At 66.6% G+C, this 23,440-nt stretch carries 28 protein-coding genes and 1 other RNA gene; 21 read left to right on the top strand and 8 right to left on the bottom strand.

The genetic code is table 11. From position 1 onward, the window contains the following. Nucleotides 1–134 precede the first annotated feature (134 nt). From AB4Z10_RS14710 to AB4Z10_RS14690, 5 genes are all read left to right on the top strand, one after another. A complete protein-coding gene (locus AB4Z10_RS14710) occupies nucleotides 135–1,412 on the top strand; it encodes a phosphopantothenoylcysteine decarboxylase domain-containing protein (RefSeq protein ID WP_441471131.1) in 1,278 nt (425 codons plus the stop codon). A gap of 5 nt (nucleotides 1,413–1,417) precedes the next feature. Continuing rightward, a complete protein-coding gene (gene dut / locus AB4Z10_RS14705) occupies nucleotides 1,418–1,891 on the top strand; it encodes a dUTP diphosphatase (RefSeq protein ID WP_441471130.1) in 474 nt (157 codons plus the stop codon). Beyond that, nucleotides 1,888–2,340 carry an RrF2 family transcriptional regulator gene (locus tag AB4Z10_RS14700; protein ID WP_441471129.1) on the top strand — a complete coding sequence of 151 codons (453 nt, stop codon included), beginning with the start codon at nucleotides 1,888–1,890 and terminating at the stop codon, nucleotides 2,338–2,340. Before dut ends, AB4Z10_RS14700 begins: the two co-directional genes overlap by 4 nt. Nucleotides 2,341–2,423: 83 nt before the next feature. Continuing rightward, nucleotides 2,424–3,395 (top strand): cysteine synthase A, encoded by a 972-nt coding sequence (cysK, locus tag AB4Z10_RS14695; protein ID WP_441471128.1) that lies wholly within the window; start codon nucleotides 2,424–2,426, stop codon nucleotides 3,393–3,395. Further along, on the top strand, nucleotides 3,392–3,844 hold the full coding sequence (locus AB4Z10_RS14690) for a GNAT family N-acetyltransferase (protein WP_441471127.1): 453 nt from the start codon (nucleotides 3,392–3,394) through the stop codon (nucleotides 3,842–3,844). The genes cysK and AB4Z10_RS14690 overlap by 4 nt, the downstream gene beginning before the upstream one ends. Before the next feature lie 6 nt (nucleotides 3,845–3,850). Here the strand turns inward: AB4Z10_RS14690 and AB4Z10_RS14685 are convergent, their stop codons facing one another. Then, nucleotides 3,851–4,720, bottom strand: coding sequence for a VOC family protein (locus AB4Z10_RS14685; protein ID WP_441471126.1), 870 nt, complete (start codon nucleotides 4,718–4,720; stop codon nucleotides 3,851–3,853). Between the two features lie 127 nt (nucleotides 4,721–4,847). Continuing rightward, the gene (locus tag AB4Z10_RS14680) at nucleotides 4,848–5,897 is read right to left on the bottom strand and encodes a YihY/virulence factor BrkB family protein (RefSeq protein WP_441471125.1); all 1,050 of its coding nucleotides are present in this window, start codon (nucleotides 5,895–5,897) and stop codon (nucleotides 4,848–4,850) included. 178 nt (nucleotides 5,898–6,075) lie between these two features. Between AB4Z10_RS14680 and AB4Z10_RS14675 the strand changes: the two genes are divergently transcribed. Then, nucleotides 6,076–6,774, top strand: a complete 699-nt coding sequence (locus tag AB4Z10_RS14675) for an outer membrane protein (RefSeq protein WP_441471124.1) — start codon at nucleotides 6,076–6,078, stop codon at nucleotides 6,772–6,774. Between the two features lie 91 nt (nucleotides 6,775–6,865). On the opposite strand, the gene recR is transcribed toward AB4Z10_RS14675, so the two are convergent. The 5 genes from recR to AB4Z10_RS14650 form a co-directional block, all read right to left on the bottom strand. Then, nucleotides 6,866–7,471: a recombination mediator RecR gene (gene recR / locus AB4Z10_RS14670; protein WP_441471123.1), complete on the bottom strand. Its 606-nt coding sequence runs from the start codon at nucleotides 7,469–7,471 to the stop codon at nucleotides 6,866–6,868. Nucleotides 7,472–7,619: 148 nt separating this feature from the next. Next, a complete protein-coding gene (locus tag AB4Z10_RS14665; RefSeq protein ID WP_441471122.1) occupies nucleotides 7,620–7,940 on the bottom strand; it encodes a YbaB/EbfC family nucleoid-associated protein in 321 nt (106 codons plus the stop codon). Nucleotides 7,941–7,961: 21 nt separating this feature from the next. Further along, nucleotides 7,962–9,827 (bottom strand): DNA polymerase III subunit gamma/tau, encoded by a 1,866-nt coding sequence (locus AB4Z10_RS14660; RefSeq protein WP_441471121.1) that lies wholly within the window; start codon nucleotides 9,825–9,827, stop codon nucleotides 7,962–7,964. A gap of 120 nt (nucleotides 9,828–9,947) precedes the next feature. Then, nucleotides 9,948–10,044, bottom strand: an RNA gene (gene ffs, locus AB4Z10_RS14655) — signal recognition particle sRNA small type. Nucleotides 10,045–10,108: 64 nt separating this feature from the next. Further along, entirely contained in the window at nucleotides 10,109–10,675 is a 567-nt protein-coding gene (locus AB4Z10_RS14650; RefSeq protein WP_441471120.1) for a Chromate resistance protein ChrB, read from the bottom strand. Between the two features lie 126 nt (nucleotides 10,676–10,801). Between AB4Z10_RS14650 and AB4Z10_RS14645 the strand changes: the two genes are divergently transcribed. From AB4Z10_RS14645 to hisA, 15 genes are all read left to right on the top strand, one after another. After that, nucleotides 10,802–11,548, top strand: coding sequence for a COG4280 domain-containing protein (locus AB4Z10_RS14645; protein ID WP_441471119.1), 747 nt, complete (start codon nucleotides 10,802–10,804; stop codon nucleotides 11,546–11,548). Continuing rightward, entirely contained in the window at nucleotides 11,545–11,814 is a 270-nt protein-coding gene (locus AB4Z10_RS14640; RefSeq protein ID WP_441471118.1) for a hypothetical protein, read from the top strand. Before AB4Z10_RS14645 ends, AB4Z10_RS14640 begins: the two co-directional genes overlap by 4 nt. Before the next feature lie 143 nt (nucleotides 11,815–11,957). Continuing rightward, complete coding sequence (gene rpmH, locus AB4Z10_RS14635; RefSeq protein ID WP_038364779.1) at nucleotides 11,958–12,092, top strand: 50S ribosomal protein L34; 135 nt, start codon at nucleotides 11,958–11,960, stop codon at nucleotides 12,090–12,092. A 54-nt stretch (nucleotides 12,093–12,146) separates the two neighbouring features. Next, the gene (rnpA, locus tag AB4Z10_RS14630) at nucleotides 12,147–12,548 is read left to right on the top strand and encodes a ribonuclease P protein component (RefSeq protein WP_441471117.1); all 402 of its coding nucleotides are present in this window, start codon (nucleotides 12,147–12,149) and stop codon (nucleotides 12,546–12,548) included. A gap of 50 nt (nucleotides 12,549–12,598) precedes the next feature. Next, the gene (yidC, locus tag AB4Z10_RS14625; protein WP_441471343.1) at nucleotides 12,599–14,458 is read left to right on the top strand and encodes a membrane protein insertase YidC; all 1,860 of its coding nucleotides are present in this window, start codon (nucleotides 12,599–12,601) and stop codon (nucleotides 14,456–14,458) included. Between the two features lie 56 nt (nucleotides 14,459–14,514). Further along, nucleotides 14,515–15,147 carry a CatB-related O-acetyltransferase gene (locus AB4Z10_RS14620; protein WP_441471116.1) on the top strand — a complete coding sequence of 211 codons (633 nt, stop codon included), beginning with the start codon at nucleotides 14,515–14,517 and terminating at the stop codon, nucleotides 15,145–15,147. Between the two features lie 146 nt (nucleotides 15,148–15,293). Beyond that, nucleotides 15,294–15,959 (top strand): ribosome biogenesis GTP-binding protein YihA/YsxC, encoded by a 666-nt coding sequence (gene yihA, locus AB4Z10_RS14615; protein ID WP_441471115.1) that lies wholly within the window; start codon nucleotides 15,294–15,296, stop codon nucleotides 15,957–15,959. 7 nt (nucleotides 15,960–15,966) lie between these two features. Further along, nucleotides 15,967–16,335, top strand: coding sequence for a DUF423 domain-containing protein (locus AB4Z10_RS14610; RefSeq protein ID WP_441471114.1), 369 nt, complete (start codon nucleotides 15,967–15,969; stop codon nucleotides 16,333–16,335). Nucleotides 16,336–16,438: 103 nt separating this feature from the next. Further along, a complete protein-coding gene (gene argB / locus AB4Z10_RS14605) occupies nucleotides 16,439–17,335 on the top strand; it encodes an acetylglutamate kinase (RefSeq protein ID WP_441471113.1) in 897 nt (298 codons plus the stop codon). Between the two features lie 181 nt (nucleotides 17,336–17,516). Beyond that, nucleotides 17,517–18,257 carry a pyrimidine 5'-nucleotidase gene (locus AB4Z10_RS14600; protein ID WP_441471112.1) on the top strand — a complete coding sequence of 247 codons (741 nt, stop codon included), beginning with the start codon at nucleotides 17,517–17,519 and terminating at the stop codon, nucleotides 18,255–18,257. Between the two features lie 119 nt (nucleotides 18,258–18,376). Then, the gene (locus AB4Z10_RS14595) at nucleotides 18,377–19,573 is read left to right on the top strand and encodes an O-succinylhomoserine sulfhydrylase (RefSeq protein WP_441471111.1); all 1,197 of its coding nucleotides are present in this window, start codon (nucleotides 18,377–18,379) and stop codon (nucleotides 19,571–19,573) included. Between the two features lie 199 nt (nucleotides 19,574–19,772). Continuing rightward, the gene (gene hisB, locus AB4Z10_RS14590; RefSeq protein WP_441471110.1) at nucleotides 19,773–20,360 is read left to right on the top strand and encodes an imidazoleglycerol-phosphate dehydratase HisB; all 588 of its coding nucleotides are present in this window, start codon (nucleotides 19,773–19,775) and stop codon (nucleotides 20,358–20,360) included. A 174-nt stretch (nucleotides 20,361–20,534) separates the two neighbouring features. After that, nucleotides 20,535–21,023 carry a DUF2628 domain-containing protein gene (locus tag AB4Z10_RS14585; protein WP_441471109.1) on the top strand — a complete coding sequence of 163 codons (489 nt, stop codon included), beginning with the start codon at nucleotides 20,535–20,537 and terminating at the stop codon, nucleotides 21,021–21,023. Further along, nucleotides 21,020–21,676 (top strand): imidazole glycerol phosphate synthase subunit HisH, encoded by a 657-nt coding sequence (gene hisH / locus AB4Z10_RS14580; RefSeq protein WP_441471108.1) that lies wholly within the window; start codon nucleotides 21,020–21,022, stop codon nucleotides 21,674–21,676. Before AB4Z10_RS14585 ends, hisH begins: the two co-directional genes overlap by 4 nt. Next, complete coding sequence (gene hisA / locus AB4Z10_RS14575; RefSeq protein ID WP_441471342.1) at nucleotides 21,664–22,398, top strand: 1-(5-phosphoribosyl)-5-[(5-phosphoribosylamino)methylideneamino]imidazole-4-carboxamide isomerase; 735 nt, start codon at nucleotides 21,664–21,666, stop codon at nucleotides 22,396–22,398. The genes hisH and hisA overlap by 13 nt, the downstream gene beginning before the upstream one ends. A 184-nt stretch (nucleotides 22,399–22,582) precedes the next feature. On the opposite strand, the gene AB4Z10_RS14570 is transcribed toward hisA, so the two are convergent. After that, nucleotides 22,583–23,377: a transporter substrate-binding domain-containing protein gene (locus tag AB4Z10_RS14570; RefSeq protein ID WP_441471107.1), complete on the bottom strand. Its 795-nt coding sequence runs from the start codon at nucleotides 23,375–23,377 to the stop codon at nucleotides 22,583–22,585. Nucleotides 23,378–23,440 lie beyond the last annotated feature (63 nt).

Below are 23,440 nucleotides of genomic sequence, written 5' to 3'. Positions count from 1 at the left end.
AGCATCCTTCGAGACGCAGGCTGGCGCCTGCTCCTCACGATGCGGGCCGCGGCGGACCGGGAGCGCATGACAGGCCAACATCCCGGATGCTAGGAAGCGGTCAGTCCGACGCTCTCGCTGCCCGAGGAGCCGCCTTGTCCGCTTCCCGCTCCGTCCTTCTGATCATCGGCGGCGGCATCGCCGCCTACAAGGTGCTCGAAGTCATCCGCCGGCTGAAGGATCGCGGCATCGCCGCGCGCTGCATCCTGACCAAGGCCGGCGAGCAATTCGTCACGCCGCTCACCGTCTCCTCGCTCGCCGGCGAACGCTGCTTCACCGATCTGTTCTCGCTGACAGACGAAGCCGATATCGGCCATATCCAGCTGTCGCGCTCGACCGATCTGATTGTCGTGGCGCCGGCGACTGCCGACCTGATCGCCAAGATGGCCAACGGCCTCGCCGACGATCTCGCCTCGACGGCGCTGCTTGCCACCGACAAGCGCATCCTGATCGCGCCTGCGATGAACCCGCGGATGTGGCAGCACCCGGCGACGCGCCGGAACATGGCCCAGCTCGAGAAGGACGGCGTCCTCGTCGTCGGCCCGAATGTCGGGGCCATGGCCGAGCGCGGCGAGAACGGGCCGGGCCGCATGGCCGAACCGCCCGAGCTGCTGGCCGCGATCGAGTCGGCACTGGCCGGCGAAAAGCCTGCGGCCGCCCGCGCCATCGGCTTCCTCGGCAGGCTGCCCGGCGGCGACCATACCAAGCCGGGCCCGCTCGCCGGCCGGCATGTGCTGATCACCTCTGGGCCGACTCATGAGGCGATCGACCCGGTGCGCTACATCGCCAACCGCTCCTCTGGAAAGCAGGGCCACGCCATCGCGGCGGCTGCCGCCGCGGCGGGCGCGCGGGTCACGCTGGTCAGCGGTCCGGTGAATCTGCCCGACCCGGACGGTGTCGAGACCGTCCATGTCGAATCCGCCCGCGAGATGCTGGGCGCAGTCGAAACCGCCTTGCCGGCCGATATCGCGATCTTCGCCGCCGCTGTCGCCGACTGGCGCGTCGCCGATGCCGCGCCGGAAAAGATGAAGAAGGATGGCAAGGCCCTGCCGCCGCTGGCGCTGGTCGAGAACCCCGATATCCTGGCCACCGTCGCGCACCGCAAGAGCGGGCGCCCGCCGCTGGTCGTCGGTTTTGCCGCCGAAACCCAGAACGTCATCGACTACGCCAAGGCCAAGCTGGCGAAGAAGGGTTGCGACCTGATCGTCGCCAACGACGTCGGCGGCACCGGCGTGATGGGTGGCGACGCCAACACGGTCCATCTCGTCACCGCCGCAAATGTCGAGACCTGGCCGACGCTGCCGAAGGACGAGGTTGCGAGCCGGCTGATCGCCCATATCGCGGACCTTGCCCCGACCGGCCGGGCGGACTGACGGCGATGGTGACGATTGCACTGCAACGCCTGCCGCATGGCGCCGACCTGCCCTTGCCGGCCTATGAGACGGCCGGAGCGGCAGGCCTCGATCTGCGCGCCGCCATCGGCGAGCCACTCCTGCTCGCACCCGGCGAAAGGACCCTTGTCCCAACCGGGCTGGCGATGCAGCTACCCGACGGTTTCGAGGGGCAGGTGCGCCCGCGCTCGGGGCTTGCGGTCAAGCATGGCGTCACCGTGCTGAATGCGCCCGGCACCGTGGACAGCGACTATCGCGGCGAGATCAAGGTGCCGCTGATCAATCTCGGGCAGGAGCCCTTCGCGATCGCGCGGGGCGACCGGATCGCCCAGCTGGTGATCGCCCCGGTGACGCATGCCGTGCTCACCGAGGTCGCCTTTCTCGATCGGACGGAGCGCGGCGCGGCGGGCTTCGGCTCCACCGGCATCGGCGGCGGCAAGCACGGAGAGAAGCGGCCATGATGCTGCTCTCGCGCCGCAGCCTGCTCGCCATCGCAGCAGTGGTCGACATCGCGCTGCATGCCCGGCCTTCGCCGGTCGCCGCCAAGCTCCTGGCCGCGCGTCATGCCCTGCCGCCGCGCCATCTGGAGACGCTGCTCCAGACGCTCGTCCGCGTCGGTATCCTGAAGGGCGTGCGCGGCCCGCGCGGGGGCTACGAGCTCGCCCGGGAGCGGCGCAAGATCACGGCCGGCGACATCGCCCGCGCCGCGATGCAGGAGTCGGGCGAAGAAGGCCTCGGCCCGCTGCCGCAATCGCGGCTGGTCGACGAGGTCGTCGGGCCGGAGGTCGAGGCAGCGTCGGCCGCCTTCCTGGCAATGCTCGACAAGGTGACCGTGGAAGAGCTCTGCCAGCGGGCGCAGGCGAAATCCGTCTTCGGCAGAGGTAGTTCCGGAGCAGATTTCACTATTTAGGATTGTGATTTATTTCTTTAATCGACACAATCTGTGAATTGACCTAGCTTCACCGCCAACCATCCGTCGAGGAGGATTGATCCATGGCTGAAGCACAGGCGCCGACGAAAGCCCCGGGGCGCGGGCGCATCTACAACTCCATCACCGACACGATCGGCGACACCCCGCTCGTCAGGCTCAACCGCCTGCCGGCCGAGCGTGGCGTCAAGGCGACGATCCTCGCCAAGCTCGAATTCTTCAATCCGATCTCGAGCGTGAAGGACCGCATCGGCGTCAACATGATCGATGCGCTGGAGGCGTCCGGCACGCTGAAACCCGGCGGCACGCTGATCGAACCGACCTCGGGCAACACCGGCATCGCGCTCGCCTTCGTCGCGGCGGCACGCGGCTATCGCCTGATCCTGGTCATGCCCGAGACGATGTCGCTGGAGCGGCGCAAGATGCTCGCCCTGCTCGGCGCGGAACTCGTCCTGACGCCCGGCCCCGGCGGGATGCGCGGCGCCGTCGCCAAGGCCGAGGAACTCAAGAACGAGATCCCCGGCGCGATCATCCCGCAGCAGTTCGAGAACCCGCATAACCCGGAGATTCACCGCAAGACGACGGCCGAGGAGATCTGGAACGACACCAACGGCCAGGTCGACATCGTCATTTCCGGTGTCGGCACCGGCGGCACCATCACCGGCGTCGGCCAGGTGCTGAAGGCGAAGAAGCCGGGCGTGAAGATGGTCGCGGTCGAGCCGGAAGATTCACCCGTCCTCTCCGGCGGCCAGCCCGGCCCGCACAAGATCCAGGGCATCGGCGCCGGCTTCGTGCCGGGCGTGCTCGATCGCAGCGTGATCGACGAAGTCGTCACCGTCGGCAACCAGACCGCCTTCGAGACGGCGCGCGCGCTAGCCAGGAAAGAGGGCATTCCGGCCGGCATTTCCTCGGGTGCTGCGGTCGCGGCCGCGCTCGAAGTCGGCGCGCGACCGGAGAACGCCGGCAAGACCATCGTGGTGATCATCCCCTCCTTCGCCGAGCGCTATATCTCCAGCGCCCTGTTCGAGGGTCTGTGAACCCGGCAGCCATCCAGATCGTCCGGCTGGCGGAGAGCCTGCCGGACGATTTCGAGGCGCTGCGCCACGAGGCGAGCGCAGAAAGCTATCGCTTCGTCGAGGGCCTGCGTGAGGAATGGCTGGCTGGCCACTATGCCGGCGACGACGACCGCTTCGTGACCTTCGCCGCCTTTCAGGAAGGCGAGCTCTCCGGTATCGGCGCTCTGACGCCAGATCCTTACGACCCCGAGCCCGATCTCCTGCGGGTCCGGCACGTCTATGTCCGGCCGCTGCATCGCGGCACCGGCATCGGCCGCGTTCTGGCTGCGGCGCTCATTCAGCAAGGGCTGGCGCTGGCACCGCGCCTCTCGCTCCGCGCCGCCGATCCGCGCGCAGCGGCGTTCTGGGAAGCAAGCGGCTTCAAGCCCGATACCGGCGGAACGCGTCGCTCGCACCTGCTGGCGCGCTGAGCCCTCTCAGCGAACCAGAACCAGCCTGTTGCCCCAGGGATCGCCGATCCCCGGCGCTCCGTCGCTCTCGCTGCCGCCACCGCTGAGGATTCGTTCGCGCATCGCGATGAAATCGGCCTCGCTGCGCGCCACGACCTCGAAGCGATCGAGACCCGCCTCGCCGGGCTGACGAGGCCCGGCGCCGCGGCTGCCCCAGATATTGCCGGCGATATGATGGTGGTAGCCACCGCTGGCGAGGAAGCTTGCGCCGGGATAGTGGACCATCAAATCGAAGCCGAGCAGGTCGCGATAGAAGGCCTCGGCCGCCACCGTATCGCCGACGCGCAGGTGGATATGGCCCATGCCGGTGCCTTCGGGCATGCCGGCATAAGGCCCGCTTTCGGCCTCGCTCAGGAGTCTGTCGAGATCGAGCCGCTCGGTCGCCATGGCAATGCCGCCATCGGGCCGGCGCGGCCACTCGGCACGCGTGCGGTCGCGATAGATCTCGATGCCGTTGCCCTCGGGGTCGGAGAGATAGAGCGCCTCGCTGACAAGGTGGTCGGAGGCGCCTTCGAGCGGGATACGCGTCTCGGCGGCGTGCTTCAGCCAGTTGGCGAGATCGCGCCGTGACGGCAGCAGGATGGCGAGGTGGAAGAGGCCGGCTGGCGAGCTCGGCTGCGCCGCACCGGCCTGTAGCCGAACGAGCACTCGTCCATCGATACCAAGTTCCGCGCCGTCACGGTCTTCCCGAATCAGGCGCAGCCCGATGGCGTCACGATAATAGGCGGTGAGCTTGGCAAGATCGCGCACGCGCAGGGTGACGGCCCCGATATGATAGGGCGCATCATGGGCTTCCAGCCTGGCGAGAGGCGCGGTCTTCTCTGCGGTCGCGGGCATGGCGTGGTCCTTTCGCGGCAGCCGCAACGGCTGACGCCACCAAAGATGGTGCTTCCCACCCCGCTTGTCGCCACCCTCCCTGGCAAGAGCGGGATTGCAGCGTTGCAATGAGGCTGCGGACTCCGCCTCACTCGGCCTTCGCCGGGCCGACCCTGTCGGCCATGGTCGCGCCGCGCTCGCCGAGAGGCTTCGGCTTGCCGGTCGTCGTGTCGTGTGCCGTCTGGTGTTCCAGCTCGGCATTGAGCTCGGCACCGGCGAGCACGATGGTCGCCGAGAGCCAGAGCCAGGTCATGAACACCACGACGGTCGCGAGCGAGCCATAGGCGGCCGTGTAGTTGCCGAGCGTGCTGACATACCAGGAGAAGGCATAGGAGGCCGCGCCCCATAGAAGGGCCGCGGCGATGGCGCCGGGCATCACCCAGACGAAGCGCATGCGCTGGCGGCTCGGGCCGATCCAGTAGAGAACCGCTATCGAGAGCGTTGCCATGACGAAGAAAGCGGGCCAGCGCACCAGCCGGATCAGTCGTTCCAGCTCGAAATGGAAGGGAAACAGTGCGGTCACGACCGGCAAGCTGGCGATTGCGACCAGTGCCGCGACGAGCAGCACGACGCCACTCACCGTGGTGAACAGCGAGATCGCGTTGAGCTTGAGGAAGCTGCGCTTCTCCTGTTCGCGATAGATGATGTTGAGCGCGTCGAAGATCGCCTTCACCGCCGCGTTGGCGGACCAGGCCGCGACGAGGAGGCTGATGTAGAAGGTCAGGGACAGGCCGACTCCCGACTGGGTGGAGAGCCGCATCGCCTGCTCATGGATGAGCTCCCGCGCGGCCTGCGGGAACATGGTCGTCACGGCGTCCAGCTGCCCGGCGATGGTCGCCGGATCGGTGAAATAGCGGTAGATCGTCACCAGCAGCGAAAGCGCCGGGACCAGCGAGAGCAGGGTGAAGAAGGCGACCGCGCCGGCGAGCGAGGTCAGCCGGTTGTCGGCGACATTGCCGATGAAGCGCAGCAGCACGTCCTTCCAGCCGAGCCAGGTCATTTGCAAAGGCGTCCGTGCCAGCCGCCCGCGCGCGGCTTCCTGCCGGCGCCTGTCGCGATGGTTGGACAGAGCTCCCGACAGATAGCCCAGCGCAACCCCCAACCCGGCGGCGCCCGTGATCCGTTTGAGAAATGCCATGTCGGGGTGAGGTCTCCGCGGCCGTTGAGACTGCAGCTTGCGAGCAACCGCGCCGCGCCGCAATCGTTCCGGCGAAGCCCGCTCACGATCGGCGCTTAGCTGATTGTTAACCTTAATGCTTCGTTATGACCGGGCGCGCTCGATCCTCCGGGCGCATCACGATTTCTCGGAAAGCCCGATGTCGAAGCTCAGATATGCCCTGGCAGGATGCGTGGCGCTGCTGTCAGGCGCGGCCGCCGCGGCCGATCTGCGCGGCGTCGCCCTGCCGCCCGCGCCGGAACTGCCTGCGCTCTATTCCTGGACCGGCGTCTATGCCGGTCTGCAGGGCGGCTACTCCTGGGGCAGCAACCGCGTGCGGATCGGAGCGCCGACCGGCCCCTTCGCGCCGATGAGCTTCCACATCGACGACGATTCCGCTTTCGGCGGCGCCCATGCCGGCTTCAACTATCAGTTCGGCAGCATCGTGCTCGGCATCGAGGGCGACATCGAAGCCGTCAATAGCCGCAGCCGCTTCGCCGGCGCCGGCTTCAACGGCCGCGTCTCGCAGGATTGGCAGGGCGCGGCGCGCCTCCGCATCGGCTATGCCTTCGACCGGCTGATGATCTATGCCGCCGGCGGCGCCTCATTCACGGAATATGAGCGGCGTGTCTTCGATACGGCCGGCTTCGGCGAAAGGCTGACCAGCGCCCGGACCGGCTGGAACCTCGGCGCCGGCGTCAATTTCGCCTTCACCGACAACCTGATCCTCGGCGCCGAATACCGCTACACCGATTTCGGGCGGAACCGCTTCGCGAGCTCCGGCGCCTTTCCAGGCCTGACCGGCGATCAGGAATTCACGGCGCACAGCGCCCGCGCCAGCATCGCCTACAAGTTCTGAAGGCGCCGCCTGGCGTCATGCCCGGGCTTGGCCCGAGATTCTCGGGTCGCAGCTCTGCTGCGCCGCGAATGGCGGAAGGCGCAGTTCTGCCTCAAAACCCCGTGCGCTGGCGGATCGCGGCGGCGAGCGTGCCGTCATCGAGATAGTCGAGCTCGCCGCCGACCGGCACGCCATGGGCGAGCTTCGTCACCTTGACCGGCAAATGTGCCAGGAGGTCGGTGATGAAATGCGCCGTGGTCTGGCCGTCGACCGTGGCGCTGAGCGCGAGGATGATCTCCTTCACCGCCGGATCGGAAGCGCGCGCCACCAGCGCATCGAGCGAGAGATGCTCGGGCCTGACGCCATCGAGCGCCGAGAGCACGCCGCCGAGCACGTGATAGCGCCCCGCCACGGCACCCGAGCGCTCCAGCGCCCAGAGATCGGAAATATCGGCGACGACGACGATCAGGCTGTCGTCACGACGCGGATCGGTGCAGAGGCCGCAGGGATCGCTGGTATCGACATTGCCGCAACGGCAGCAGACGACGATGCGCTCGCGCGCGACCGCCATCGCCTCGGAAAGCGGGCCGAGCAGCTGCTCGCGTTTCTTGACGAGATGCAGCGCCGCACGCCGGGCCGAGCGCGGCCCGAGCCCGGGCAGCTTGGCCAGGAGCTGGATCAGCCTTTCGATCTCGGGACCGGCGATGGCGCGGGACATTGGTGGTAAACGACCTTCTGGCTCTTCTCAGCCCTCATCCTGAGGAGCCGCGAAGCGCCGTCTCGAAGGATGTTCCAGAGCGCGCTGGAGCATCCTTCGAGACGCAGCCTATCGGCTGCTCCTCAGGATGAGGGCTGAGAGAAAAGACTCAAAACAGCTTCATGCCCGGCGGGATCGGCAGGCCCTTGGTGATCTCGGCCATCCGCTCCTGCATGACGCGCTCGCCGCGGGTCCGCGCATCGTTCGCCGCGGCGACGATCAGGTCCTCGAGGATTTCGCGCTCGTCCGGCACCATCAGGCTCGGGTCGATCTTCACGCCCTTGAGCGCGCCCTTGGCCGTCATCGTGACCGTGACCATGCCACCGCCCGCCGTGCCCTCGACCTCGATGGCGTCGAGCTCGGCCTGCATGTCGGCCATCTTCTGCTGCATCTGCTGAGCCTGCTTCATCAGACCCATCATGTCGCGCATGGGAAATCCTCCTTAAAAAAATCAGAAATCGATGCCGTCGAAATCCGGCTCGGAATCGTCGAAAAGCGGCTCGGCGTCGGGCAGATACTCCTCCTCGGCCGGAGCCGCAGCAGCATTCTCGGCCGCGGCGATGGCGCGCGGATCACGGACATCGACGATGCGCGCGCCGGGAAAGCGCTCCAGCACCGCCTTGACCGAGGGATGAGCCGCAGCGTCGCTCTCGCGCCGGTCCTTGGCCGCCACCGCCTGCTCACGCAGGGTCGCGCCGCCCTCTTCGTTGACGACAGCGACCATCCAGGTCTGGTTCGTCCATTCCTTGAGGCGGCGGGATAGGTCCTGCGCGAGGGTGCGCGAAGCGCCCTCGGCAAGCGAGAACTCGATGCGGCCGGGCTCGAAGCGCACCGGCCGGATATCTCGCTCCAGAGCGATCTTCAGCGTGATGTCGCGGTTCTGCGACGCCAGCGCGACGACATCCTCGATCGAGGCGACGATCGCGGCCGGAGCCGCGGCAATGCGTGCGACCGGAACCGGAGCCGGATTTGCGCTGGCGAGGATCGGCCGGGCGGCGAGCGCAGTGTTGCCGCCCCCGGAAGGCGGGCGCGGCGCGCCGCCGCCATTTCCGTTTCCGGCCGGGCCGGAACCCATGCCGTCGCGCAGCAGCTTCAACGCCTCGTCCGGCGTCGGCAGGTCGGCGGCATGGGCGAGGCGGACGAGGACCATCTCGGCGGCCATCACCGGCCGGTCGGCCTGCTTCACCTCGGCAATGCCCTTGAGCAGCATCTGCCAGGTGCGGGCGAGCACGCGGATCGAGAGGCGCTGGGCGAAATCGCCGCCGCGCACGCGCTCTGCCTGGGCGAGGCTGTTGTCCTTCACCGCCTCGGGCACGAGCTTGAGGCGGGTCACGAGATGGGTGAACTCGGCGAGGTCGTTGAGCACCACCGCCGGATCGGCACCGGCGTCGTATTGCCCGCGCAGCTCGCCCAGAGCTGCGGCGATATCGCCCTTCATCACCGATTCGAAGAGATCGATGACGCGCGCGCGGTCGGCGAGGCCGAGCATGGAACGGATGTCGTCGAGCGTGATCCGCCCGGCCGCATGGGCGATGGCCTGGTCGAGGATCGAGAGCGAATCGCGCACCGAGCCCTCGGCGGCGCGGGCGACGGCGGCGAGCGCCTCCTGCTCGGCATCGACGCCTTCGGCCTTGCAGATGCCGCCGAGGTGGTCGACCAGCACATCGGCCTCGACGCGGCGCAGGTCGAAGCGCTGGCAGCGCGACAGCACCGTAATCGGCACCTTGCGGATCTCGGTGGTCGCGAAGATGAACTTCGCGTGCGGCGGCGGCTCCTCCAGCGTCTTCAGGAAGGCGTTGAAGGCGCCGGTCGAGAGCATGTGCACCTCGTCGACGATATAGACCTTGTAGCGCGCGGAGACCGGCGCATAGCGCACGGCGTCGTTGATCTGGCGGATATTGTCGACGCTGTTGTTCGAGGCGGCGTCGATCTCCATCACGTCGATATGGCGGCCCTCGATGATCTCGCGGCAATGCACGCCGAACTCGCGCAGATCGGTGGTCGGTGCGCCCTTCCCGTCGGGTGTCTGGAAGTTCAGCGCCCGCGCCAGAATGCGGGCGGTCGTCGTCTTGCCGACGCCGCGCACGCCGGTCAGCATCCAGGCCTGCGGAATGCGGCCGGCAGCGAAGGCGTTGGTGAGCGTGCGCACCATCGCTTCCTGGCCGATGAGATCGCCGAAATGCGCCGGCCGATATTTGCGGGCGAGCACGCGATAGGGCGTCGGCGCCGCACCGGACACCGCGTGCGGCGCAGGCGCCGGGTCGAAACCGGCGAATCCCGGTTCGTCAGCAGAGGCAGCGTCGATCTGGTCGGTCATGGAAACTGGTTTCGCCAATCGGGAGGCGAGGGTCAATGGCGCTATGCCAACTTGGGCGCCGTGCCGGTTTGACCTCGGCCCGGGCGCGGCCGGAGCACGGCGCTTTCACGCGGCGCATGAGGTGGGAGGCTGGACGAAGACCCGTTCGGTCTCGTTAGGGCTGCTTCCTTCCGGACCTGACCCGGTTGGCGAGTGAGACGTCCCTCGCCAACCTCCCGGGCGCTATATCGGGGATGTCGACGCGAAGCGCAAGCCTGCCGGCAACAGATCCGGCAGCGCGCTCACGGTCGCTTCGGCGCCTCGGGAGCGCGATTCTCCTCCTGCGCCGCGAAAACATTGTGCGCGTAAGCATCGAGGATCGCTTCCGAACGCTGCAGGCGCTCGGCCGCCTCGCCGGCACGGGGGGCGCCGTAGAAGTCCAGCTTGCGGATCTTTTCGATCCAGTTCCGGAATTTCATCAGCTCCTGCTCGTTCTCCTCGAGCTCGGCGAAGGTGAAATGCGAGACCCGCGTCTCCTCGTCGATCTCGGCCTCGAAGGCGAGGCACTTCCCGATGAACTCCTTGTACTCGTCGTCGCGATCGGCATTGAAGCGCGCGACGACCTTCTCCTGCTGCTTCTGGTCGAGACCGACCGTCGCCAGCAGCAGCGCCTCGCCCTCGGCCTCGGCGATCTCGTTCTCGAGCATCCTGAGCCGACGCAGATGATCGTCCGTCTTCGGCAGCAGGCAGACGCCGCCCTGGAGGTAGACCGCCCCCATGCCCTTGAGCTTGCGCCAGATGGAGACCCGCTTGCGCGCCGGCTCGGCCGGAACCTTGTAGGTCAGCAACAACCATTCGAGCGACGCCATGGTACCTCTTGAATGTTACGACTGTTACAAATACTATCTTACCATGGCCTTTCAAGGCCGAAACCATCGTGACAGCAAAAGCCGACGCTGTCGCCTGCGTGCCGGATCGTTCACGAGAGGTCGCCGATGACTTGGACCATGGCTGCTCCCGCGCTCTCCGCAGCCTTCCTCGCCTCGCTGGTCGAGGTGGTCGAAGCCTTCACCATCGTCCTCGCGGTTGGCACCGTGCGTGGCTGGCGGCCGGCGCTCATCGGCACGGGCTGCGCGCTGGCTGCGCTCGCATTGCTGGTGCTGCTGCTCGGCTCGGCCCTGACACGGGTGCCACTGCAAGCCCTGCAGCTCACCATCGGCATCCTGCTCCTGATGTTCGGCCTGCGCTGGCTGCGAAAAGCGATCCTCCGCGCCGCCGGCTTCATTGCACTCCATGACGAGGAGGCAGCCTTCATCAAGGAAACCGGGGCCTTGCAGGCCGGCGATGCCGGAACGACAGGCCATCACGACTGGATGGCAGGCCTCACCGCCTTCAAGGCCGTCATGCTCGAAGGCATCGAGGTCGTCTTCATCGTGCTCGCCGTCGGCGCCGGCCGGGGCCTGCTCTGGCCCGCCAGCCTCGGGGCACTCGCGGCCTGCGCGCTGGTGCTCGCGCTCGGCCTCGTCCTGCGCAAGCCACTCGCCCGCGTTCCCGAGAACACCCTGAAATTCGCAGTCGGCGTGATGATATCGGCCTTCGGCATCTACTGGACGGGCGAAGGGCTGGGCGTCGATTGGCCCGGCGGCGACCTTGCGATCCTCGCGCTGGCGGCGCTCCTCGTCGCGAGCGGGCTCACCCTCGTCGCAACCTTTCGCCGGAACTCCATGGAGACGGCAGCATGAAAACGATCGGCACGATCCTGCGCGAAATTGCCGCGCTGTTCATCGACGACGAACGGCTCGCCCTCGCCATCCTTGCACTGGTCGGACTATGCGCCTGCCTTGCCTTCGGCCTGCACGGCAGTCCGATCGGCGTGGCCGCGGCGCTGACGGGAGGCTCCGTCCTGGTTCTGGCGTTCAGCGTCCGCCAAGGGGCGAAGCGTGGGCCGCGCCGGCCGATACGTGAAGCTTCGTCGCAGACGGCGGCTTCGCGGATCATTCGGCATTGACTCGGTGTCGTCCATCCGTCATAAGCCCGCGACCTGCGCAGCCGAAAGGCCGCGCCGACCCTTATCGCATGACAGGCTCGGTTGGCCATGCTTTCCCCGGAAAGCCGCGGCCGTCGTGCTCATAAAGGCCCCGGAGACGGACCGTGAAGAGAACCTATCAACCCAGCAAGCTGGTTCGCAAGCGCCGCCACGGCTATCGTGCCCGCATGGCGACCAAGGGTGGCCGCAAGGTCATCGCCGCTCGCCGTGCTCACGGCCGCAAGCGCCTGTCGGCCTGACAAGCACTGGCGCGTGAGCATAGCGCGCCCGTTCCCGAAGACTGGCCAATCGCCATGCGCCTCGCCCGTCTGACGCAACGCAAAGAATTCCTGGCGGCGGCCGACCACGGCCGCCGTTTTCGTTCGCCTGCCTTTATGGCGCAGGTGCGCGACTGCATGCCCGAGGAAGAGCGGGACGGGCTGCGGCTCGGGCTCACCGCCTCGCGCAAGACCGGCAACGCCGTGAAGCGCAACCGCATCCGCCGCCGCCTGCGCACCGCTGCCGCCCAGGCCCTGCGCGACCAGACGAACAAGCGCTGCGACATCGTGATCGTTGCCCGCTCCGAAGTGCTGAAGGCAGATTTTCACGCACTCGTGGCCGATCTTTCCATTGCCATCGACCGGGCGAAGCCTCAAAAGCCGCATGCTGACCGACACCGCTCGCGCCTGAAGCGCGATGCGGCGCCGCAAGCCTGACCTGACACGCCGAGCCCTGCCGGACCAAGCGAGATTCGTTTCCGATCATGATGAAAGAAGACAACCGCAATCTGCTTCTCGCGATCGTCATGTCCGTGGTCATCCTGCTCGGCTGGCAGTTCTTCTATGCCAAGCCGCAGATGGAGAAGCAGCAGGAGGCCGCGCGGCAGAACCAGCAGGCCCAGAGCCAGCAGGCGCCCGCGGCGTCCGGCTCGACCCCGGCTCCCTCCACGCCCGGCGGCTCCGCCGCGCCCGGCACTGCCGCGACGCAGGCCGTCGGCACGCGCGAGCAGGCTCTCGCCGCGAGCCCGCGCATCAAGATCGACACGCCCCGGATCGCTGGCTCGATCTCGCTCACTGGCGCTCGCGTGGATGACGTCTCGCTCAAGGCATTCCGCGAGACGGTAGACCCCAACAGCCCGATCATCGTCCTGCTTTCGCCGGCCGGCGGCCCCAACGCCTATTATTCGGATTTCGGTTGGGTCGCAGCGCCCGGCAGCTCGGTAGCGGTGCCCAACGCAAAAACCGTTTGGACTGCGGATAACCAGACCCTGACGCAGGCCACGCCGGTCACGCTGAGCTGGGACAACGGCCAGGGCCTGATTTTCAAGCGCATCATCGGCGTCGACAACAACGCCATGTTCACGATCCGAGACGAGGTCGAGAACAAGGGGGCCACCCCGGTCACGCTGTTCCCGTACGGCCAGGTCGTCCGTCAGGGCCGACCGCACACGCTGGGCTATTACGTTCTCCACGAAGGCCTCGTCGGCTATGTTGGCGAGCACGGCCTGCAGGAATGGACCTACGACAAGCTCGATAAAGAGCCGGCGCTGTCGCCCGGAACCGTCGGCCGCAACTGGAAGGATGCTGTCGGCGGCTGGGTCGGTATCACCGACAAATATTGGGCAGCGACCGTCATCCCCGACCAGAAGCGCAAGTTCGAAGGCCGTTTTTCTTCGGTCCAGACCGGTTCGGAGCGCACCTACCAGGCCGACTTCCTCGGCGAGGCGGTTGCGGTGGCGCCGGGCGCGAGCGCTGCGTCGCAGTCGAAGCTTTTCGCCGGCGCAAAGGAAGTCGCGGCGATCAATGGCTATGAGCGCGATCTTCAGATCACGCGCTTCGACCTGCTGATCGACTGGGGCTGGTTCTATTTCATCACCAAGCCGATGTTCCTGCTCCTCGACTGGATCTACAAGCATGTGGGCAATTTCGGCGTCGCGATCCTGATCGTCACGGTGCTGCTCAAGGCGCTGTTCTTCCCGCTCGCCAACAAGTCCTACGCCTCGATGGCGAAGATGAAGGCGCTGCAGCCGGAAATGACGGCGATCCGCGAGCGCTACGCCGACGACAAGATGAAGCAGCAGCAAGCGCTGATGGAGCTTTACAAGACGCAGAAGATCAACCCGGTGGCCGGCTGCTGGCCGGTGCTGCTGCAGATCCCGGTGTTCTTCGCGCTCTACAAGATCCTGTTCATCACCATCGAGATGCGGCATGCGCCGTTCTTCGGCTGGATCCACGATCTCGCCGCGCCCGATCCGACGAACATCTTCTTCTTCCTGCCCGCGGCCATGACGAGCTATCTGCATCTCGGCATCTGGCCGATCATCATGGGCATCACGATGTTCATCCAGATGAAGATGAACCCGGAGCCGCCGGACCCGGTGCAGAAGATGATGTTCACCTGGATGCCGGTGTTCTTCACCTTCCTGCTCGGCTCGTTCCCGGCCGGCCTGGTGATCTACTGGAGCTGGAACAACCTGCTCTCGGTGACCCAGCAGGGCTTCATCATGCGCAAGAACGGCGTGAAGATCGAACTGTTCGACAACCTCAAAGGCATGTTCGGCAAGAAACCCGCGACAGCGAACACCGCCGCCACGCCGCCAAAGCCGGCCAACACCAACAAGAAGTGAGTGATCGAAGGGCGGGTTTCCCGCCCTTCGCCTTTTCAGGCCAAGGCCTTTCCGCGATGCCGCTTCCCGATCCACAGACGCGCCACCCCATTCCCGGCTGGAAGGGCACCGCCTTCCTGAAGGCAGTGGTCGATCATCCGCTGATCGAGGTCGGCGACTACAGCTATTACGACGACTCGCGCGGGCCGGAGCATTTCGCCGCCCGCTGCGTGCGCTATCATTTCGACTTCATCGGCGACCGGCTGATCATCGGGAAATTCGTCGCCATCGCGCAGGCGGCGCAGTTCATCATGAACGGCGCCAACCACCCGATCGGCGGCTTCTCGACCTTCCCCTTCCAGATGTTCGGCCTCGGCGATCCCGAGGCGCTGAAGCGCCCCGGACCGAACAACCGCGGCGACATGGTGATCGGCAACGATGTCTGGATCGGGCGCGAGGCGGTCATCATGCCCGGCGTCAGGATCGGCGACGGCGCGATCATCGGCACGCGGGCGCAGGTCACGAAGGACGTGCCGCCCTATGCGGTCGTCGCAGGCAATCCCGGCCGGATCGTCAAGATGCGCTTTCCGGCCGAGATCGTCGCGGAGTTGCTGGCGATCCGCTGGTGGGACTGGGAGGCGGACAAGATCGCGCGCCATATCGACGCGATCCAGGGCGCCGACATCGACGCGCTGCGCGCAGCCGTGTAAGAGCAAACCATCCTCAGCCCTCATCCTGAGGAGCAGCCCTCAGGCTGCGTCTCGAAGGATGTTCCGGTGCGCGCTGGAGCATCCTTCGAGACGCTGCTTCGCGGCTCCTCAGGATGAGGGCTTCTGATTTCGAAAGAGCGGAAGCCATGACCACGTCCACGACCAAGCCCTATGACGCCGAGGAGATCGAGGCGGCCCGCAAGCTCTTCGAGGGGCCGTGGGATTTCGTCTGGGCCTCGACCAAGATCGACGATCTGCCGCCGATGGTCGGCCAGGAGATCGCCTTCGCCGGCCGCTCCAATGTCGGCAAGTCGAGCCTGATCAATGCGCTGACACGGCGCAACGCCCTGGCGCGCACCTCGCATACGCCTGGCCGGACGCAGCAGCTCAATTTCTTCCGCCAGGTCGACCATGACGAGCGGCTGACCATCGTCGACATGCCCGGCTATGGCTATGCCGCCGTGGGCAAGGAGAAGGTCGCGGCCTGGACCCGGCTGATCCACGACTATCTGCGCGGCCGCTCGAACCTGATGCGCGTCTATGTGCTGATCGATGCCCGCCATGGCATCAAGGATGTCGACGGCGCCGTGCTGGAGACGCTCGACAAGGCCGCCGTCTCCTATCAGGTCGTGCTGACCAAGGGCGATGCGCTGAAGCCGGCCGACCAGCAGTTCATGTGCGAGGCGACCTATGACGAGATCAAGCGTCGTCCGGCCGCCTTCCCCGAGGTGTTGCTGACCTCCAGCGAGAAAGGCTCGGGCATCCCCGAGTTCCGCGCCGCGATCGCGCGGGTGCTGGCGGAGCGGCAGTGAGGATCGCGTGACCGCCACCCGCATGCATCTCGCGCTGGCCGCACTGATGGGGCTCGCCGGCGTCGCCCTGCTCGCAGCCGCCGCCCATGTCACCGGCACGGCCAATGTCCAGACCGCCGGCCAGATGCTGCTGTTCCACGCCTCGGTCGTGATCGGCGCCACCGCCGCCCGCAAGGGCGGGCATCTCCAGGATATGCTGGCGCGGATCGCTCTCTCGGCGATGATCCTCGGCGCGGCGCTGTTCGCGGCCGATCTATCCCGCCGCGGCTTCGCCAACGAAGCGCTGTTCCCGCGTGCGGCGCCGATCGGCGGCTGGTTCATGCTGGGCGGCTGGCTCGGCCTCGCCGTTGCCGCGGTGACCGCCAGGCGCAATTGACGACCAAGCGCGCCTGACCGGCAGCGGACATCCTTCCGCAGCCGCGCAAGTTCGGGTAGAAGCGCCGCCGGACCTTTCCTGCGGCCGCGCGGAGCCTGCCCGAATGACCGACCATCCCCTTCTGACGCCGTCGCAATCCGCCGAGCTGCTCGTGCAGGCGCTGCCGCACATGCAGCGCTACGATCAGGAAATCATCGTCATCAAGTATGGCGGCAACGCCATGGGCGACGCGGCCACGGCAGAAGACTTCGCCGAGGATATCGTGCTGCTCGAGCAGTCCGGCCTGAAGCCGGTCGTCTGCCATGGCGGCGGCCCGCAGATCGCGGCGATGCTGAAGAAGCTCGGCATCCAGTCCGAGTTCAAGCAGGGCCTGCGCGTCACGGACGAGGCGACCGTCGAGGTCGTCGAGATGGTCTTGGCCGGCTCGGTCAACAAGGAGATCGTCGGTTACATCACCCGCGAGGGTGGTCGCGCCATCGGCCTGTGCGGCAAGGACGGCAATATGGTCACCGCCCGCAAGGTGACCCGCACGATCGTCGACCCGGATTCCAAGATCGAGGAAGTTCTCGATCTCGGCTTCGTCGGCGAACCCGAGACGGTCAACACCACCGTGCTCGACGCCGTGCTCAAGGCTGAGCTCATTCCGGTGCTAGCGCCGGTCTGCGCCGCCGCCGACGGGCAGACCTACAACGTCAACGCCGACACCTTCGCCGGCGCCATCGCCGGCGCCCTGAATGCCAAGCGCCTTCTGCTGCTGACCGACGTACCGGGCGTGCTCAACAAGGACAAGCAGCTCATCCCCGAGCTGACGGTCGAGGAATGCCGCCGCCTGATCGCGGACGGCACGATCTCGGGCGGCATGATCCCGAAGATCGAGACTTGCATCTACGCGCTGGAGAAGGGCGTCGAGGCGGTCGTCATCCTCGACGGCAAGGTGCCGCACGCCGCACTGATCGAGCTCTTCACCGACACCGGCGCCGGCACGATCATCCGGCGCTGAGAAGCACGCGGCGTCATTCTCGGGCGGAGCATAGCTCCACCCGAGAGTTTCGTGACCAGAGGGCGCCGGTTTCCGAGATGGTCGGGTCAAGCCCGACCATGACGGCGCACGYCCCCGCCGCGATTGAGCCTTGGCCAAGGACTTGCGGCGCAGTCTCCGGATCGCCACATCACCTAGTCCTATGAAAATACTCGCTGACATACCCGCCGCAGCACCGCCCTTTCCGGCAGAGGGCTTCGCGCATGTCGATCACTGGATCTTCGACCTCGACAACACCCTCTACTCGCACGAGGCGAAGGTCTGGCCGCAGGTCGACGAGCGCATCACCCTGTTCCTCGCAGAGCTGTTCGGGCTCGATGGGCTCTCCTCGCGTGCGTTGCAGAAATATTACTACCAGCACTACGGCACGACGCTGAAGGGGCTGATGGAGGAGCATGGCGTCGATCCCGGCGATTTCCTCGACTTCGCCCACCAGATCGACCTGACCCTGCTCGACCCGAATCCGGACCTCGGCGAGGCGATCGCGGCCCTGCCCGGCCGCAAGCTGATCCTGACAAACGGCTCGCGCGGGCACGCCGAGAACGTCGCCGGCAAGCTCGGCATCCTCCATCACTTCGAGGACATCTTCGACATCGTGCAGGCCGGCTTCACGCCCAAGCCGGAGCGTTCGACCTATGAGGCCTTTCTCGCCAAGCATTCCGTCGATCCGGGCCGGGCGGCGATGTTCGAGGATATCGAGAAGAACCTCGTCGTGCCGAGCGCGCTCGGCATGAAGACCGTGCTGATCGTGCCGAAGACGCCTGACCCTTTCCGTGAGACATGGGAACAGGTCGCCGTCGAGGCCGGACATGTCCATCACGTCACGGCCGACCTCACCGGCTTCCTGAAGCCGCTCGGGCGGCCTGCCGAACGCCACGCCTGAGACCGCAGAAGGTTTGCCGCGGGATACGTTTTCAGAAAAGGAAATTCTGTTCTTCTTTACGAACAGAAAGGGAAGTGCTAGTGGCGTTGTCCGTTATAAAGAACGGACTGAGGTTCCCCATGTCGGCATCGGACAACGCCGCAGCCAAGCTGCATCCTGAAACCCGCCTCGTCCACGCCGGCACCATGCGCTCGCAGTTCGGCGAGACGTCCGAGGCGCTGTTTCTGACGCAGGGCCATGTCTACGACAGCGCCGAGCAATGCGAGGCCCGCTTCCTGAACAAGGATCCGGGGTTTCAGTACGCCCGCTTCTCCAATCCGACCGTATCGATGCTCGAAGGCCGCATGGCCGCCTTCGAGAGCGCCGAGGCCTGCCGCGCCACGGCGACCGGCATGGCTGCCGTCACGGCGGCCGTGATGGCGCCGCTGCGCGCCGGCGACCATGTCGTGGCGGCGCGCGCGCTGTTCGGCTCCTGTCGCTACATCGTCGAGGACCATCTGCCGCGCTACGGCGTGGAGTCGACGCTGGTCGACGGCACCGATATCGAGGCCTGGCGCAAGGCTGTCAGGCCGAACACCAAGGTCTTCTTCCTCGAAACGCCGTCGAACCCGACGCTCGAGGTGATCGACATCGAGGCCGTCGCGAAGATCGCCAAGGCCGCCGGCGCCCGGCTCGTCGTCGACAATGTCTTCGCGACCCCGCTCTTCCAGCGCCCGCTCGAGCTCGGCGCCGACCTCGTCGTCTACTCGGCGACCAAGCATATCGACGGGCAGGGGCGCTGCCTCGGCGGCCTCGTCGTCGGCTCGAAGGAGCTGATCGAGGGCGACATCCAGACCTTCCTGCGCCAGACCGGCCCTGCCATCTCCCCCTTCAACGCCTGGGTGATGCTGAAAGCGCTGGAGACGCTGCCGCTGCGCATCGCCAAGCAGGCGGAGAACGCCACGAAAGTCGCGGATTGGCTCGCTGCCCATGCCAAGCCGTCCAAGGTGATCTTCTGCGGTCACAAGAGCCACCCGCAGGCCGAGATCATCGCGCGGCAGATGAGCGGCCCCTCGACGCTGATCGCCTTCGAGGTGCCCGGCGGCAAGGACGCCGCCTACCGCCTGCTCAACGCCTGCAGGCTGATCCGCATCTCCAACAATCTCGGCGACGCCAAGAGCCTCATCGTCCATCCGGCGACGACCACGCATCAGCGTTTCACCCCCGAGGTCCGCGCCGACATGGGCGTCACCGACGGCATGATCCGCCTTTCGATCGGGCTTGAGCATGCCGAGGACCTGATCGCCGATCTGGAGCAGGCTCTGGCGAGGGTTTGAGCTATTCCTCCTGGCCGTCATTCTCGGGCGAAGCGTAGCGCAGACCCGAGAATCTCAGGCAAGGGAAGCTCCGGAACCTCGTCCGGCATGAGATGCTCGGGTCAAGCCCGAGCATGACGCCTTTCGAGCGCACCTGTGGCCATCCCCGCCCGCCCCTGCTAAAGCGGGGCCGGTTCCCGCCAAGGCTTGAGAGGCCAGCATGCGTTCGGGCGAAGTGAAGCGCCGCACCAACGAGACCGATATCGCGGTCTCGCTCCTGATCGACGGCACCGGCAAGGCCGAGATCGCCACCGGCGTCGGCTTCTTCGACCATATGCTCGACCTCTTCGCCCGCCATTCGCTGATCGACCTCACGGTCAAGGTGAAGGGCGACACCCATATCGACGACCACCACTCGGTCGAGGATGCCGGCATCGCCATGGGCGAGGCGCTCAAGACAGCGCTCGGCTCGAAGAAGGGCATCCGCCGCTATGCCGACGTGCACCTGCCGATGGACGAGACGCTGACCCGCGTCGCGGTCGACGTCTCCGGCCGGCCGTTCCTGGTGTTCCGCACCGAGTTCAAGGCACAGAAGATCGGCAGCTTCGACACCGAGCTCGTGCGCGAGTTCTTCCAGGCCTTCGCCATCAACGCCGGCATCACGTTGCATGTCGAGACGCTCTATGGCGACAACGCCCACCACATCGCCGAAAGCTGCTTCAAGGGGCTGGCACGGGCGCTGCGCCAGGCGCTGGAAGTCGATCCGCGCGAGGGCGATCGCATCCCCTCGACCAAGGGCGCGCTCTGAATTCTTCGCCTGCGCATTTTCTTCACGCGAAACGGTACCCACTTCGCTCGAAAATGCTCTATAGCATCGGACCGAAAAGTGGATTCCACTTTTCGGACAAATCCGAAGCGATAACAAATGGATAGATCACCGTCACCGCGCCCTGCCGGACGCCCGGCGATCTAGGAAGCGACCATGGCATTCTACACGGTTCTGACACCGCCCCTGGCCACAGGCGGCCGTGGCGAGGAAATCGAGCAGGCGCGCCTCATTCCCGAGAGCTTCTCCTGGGGCGCCTTTCTGCTCACGGGCCTCTGGCTGCTCGGCAGGAGGCTGTGGCTCATGACCCTGCTGTTCGTGCTGGTGGGGGCCGGGCTGATCTATCTGCGCAGCCGCTTCGGCCTGCATCCGAGCGCGCTGTCGCTGATCTATTGGTCGATCGCGCTGTTCCTCGGCGTCGAGGGCAACAACCTCATCGTCCGCAAGCTCCTCCGCAAGGGCTGGAGGCTCGCGGACGTGGTCGAGGCACGCAGTCTGCCGGAGGCCGAGCGCCGCTACTTCGAGCGGGCGCTGGCCGGGGAGGCCGCGCCGCCACGCAGCGGACCCGCCACCCCCGCCGCAATGGTCCGCCCGAGCGGGCCGCTGCCGATCATCGGCCTGTTCCCGGAGGCCCGCGGACGATGAGCCAGACCGTTGCCATTATCGACTACGGCTCGGGCAATCTGCACTCTGCCGCCAAGGCCTTCGAGCGGGCGGCGCAGGAAAGCGGCATCACCTCGACCATCCACGTCACCAGCGATACCTCGATCGTGCGCGCCGCCGACCGCATCGTGCTGCCGGGCGTCGGCGCCTTCGCCGATTGCCGGCGCGGGCTCGATGCCGTGCCCGGCATGGTCGAGACGCTGGAAGAGGTCGTGCGGGCCAAGGGCCGGCCTTTCCTCGGCATCTGCGTCGGCATGCAGCTGCTGGCGTCGCGCGGGCTCGAATACACCATCACACAGGGGCTAGGCTGGATTCCCGGCGACGTCACACTGATCAAGCCGAACGACGACAGCCTCAAGATCCCGCATATGGGCTGGAACACCCTGCACAAGCAGGATGAGCACCCGCTGCTCGACGGCATCGAGACCGGGCCGCAGGGGCTGCACGCCTATTTCGTCCACTCCTACGCCCTGACGGCGGAGCGGCCGCAGGACGTGCTGGCGCTGACCGACCATGGCGGGCCGGTGACCGCGATGGTCGCGCACGGCAACGTCGCCGGCACGCAGTTCCACCCCGAGAAGAGCCAGAAGCTGGGGCTCAAGCTCATCGCCAATTTCCTGAGCTGGAAGCCATGATCCTCTTTCCCGCGATCGACCTGAAGGAAGGCCGCTGCGTGCGGCTGAAGCAGGGCGACATGGCCCAAGCTACCGTCTTCAACGACGACCCGGCAGCGCAGGCAGCCGCCTTCGAGGCCCAGGGCTTCCAATGGCTGCATGTCGTCGACCTCGACGGCGCCTTCGCCGGCAAGCCGATGAATGCAGCCGCGGTCGAGGCGATCCTGAAGCGCGTCGCCTTTCCGGTGCAGCTCGGCGGCGGCATCCGCGACATGAAGACGGTCGCCGGCTGGCTGGAGAAGGGCATCCGTCGCGTCATCATCGGCACGGCGGCGGTGCGCGATCCCGGCTTCGTGCGCGAGGCGGCGAAGGAATTTCCGGGGCAGGTCGCGGTCGGCATCGACGCACGCGACGGCTTCGTCGCCGTCGAGGGCTGGGCCGAGACCTCCTCGCTCGCGGCGGCCGATCTCGGCAAGCGCTTCGAGGATGCCGGCGTCGCCGCGATCATCTACACCGACATCGCCCGCGACGGCATGCTCCAGGGCATTGACTGGGAGGGCACGATCGCGCTGGCGCAGGCCGTGTCGATCCCGGTCATCGCCTCGGGCGGGCTGGCCTCGATGGCCGACATCGAGCGTCTCTGCGCTGATGATGCCGCCATCCTGGAAGGCGCGATCACCGGCCGCGCGCTCTATGACGGGCGGATCGACGCGGGCGAGGCGTTGAAGCGACTGGCGGCCTGAGCTCCTCTCCGAACTCGTTGCAGTCATTCCGAGAGCCGTCATGCTCGCCCTTGTGGCGAGCATCCACGTCTTGAACTCAACATTCGACCAACGAAGACGTGGATGGTCGGCACAAGGCCGACCATGACGGAGAAGGTGGCATACCCGAAACCTGCGCCCCAGTTCGTGCGGGAGCGGCAGCGGCTCAGCGCACGAACTGATCGTAGATCTTTGCGAATTCGCCGTTTGCCTTGGCGAGGTGGAGCCACTGGTCGACGAAGGCCTTGAAGGTGGCGTCGCCGCGCGGGAGCATGTAGCCCATCTCGCCATATTGCAGCGGCTCGTCCGGATTGACCGCGCAGAGGCCGGGCTTGGCCTTCTCCTGCACCTTCACCTCGATCGACTCGGCGACCATGAGGTCGGCCTTGCCGGCGAGGATCTGGTCGAAGATCGTGACGTTGTCGGGGTAGACCTCGATCTTGGCCTGCTTGAAATTGGCGCGCACGAAACGCTCATTGGTGCCGCCCGGATTGACGATGACACGGGTCTCCGGCTTGTCGATGTCGGCGACCGTCTGGAACTTGCCCTTGTCGGCGCAACGCACGATCGGCGCCTTGCCGTTGACGAGATAAGGCGCGGAGAAGAACACCTTCTTCTGCCGGTCGAGCGTCACCGAGATGCCGCCCATCGCAACGTCGCATTTGCCCGAGCCCATATCGGTCAGCAAATCCGCCCATTTCGTCTGGACGAACCTGGGCTCGACGCCGAGCGCCTTGGCGAGCGACTTCGCCAGCTCGATGTCGATGCCCTCGAAGGAGCCGTCCCTGGCGAGGGTGAAGGGCTTGTAGTCGCCGGTGGTGCAGATTTGCAGCGCACCGCGGCTCTGGACGGTGTCCAGCAGGCTCTGCGGTGCCTGCGCCTGCGCGCCGGTGGTGGTGGCAAGGCCGAGGAAGCCGGCAGCAATGGCGGCGCAGCGCAACATGGTCGATACGATAGTCATGGCACTCCCCTCTTTGGACTGCTATCAGTCGCCGCCAGCAGAGCAGGCTTGCTCCTGGCGATC

Origin of the sequence: Allobosea sp. RAF48, from assembly GCF_052114025.1 — a bacterium.
Lineage (GTDB): Bacteria > Pseudomonadota > Alphaproteobacteria > Rhizobiales > Beijerinckiaceae > Allobosea.
This window is presented reverse-complemented; position numbering and strand designations above follow the sequence as displayed.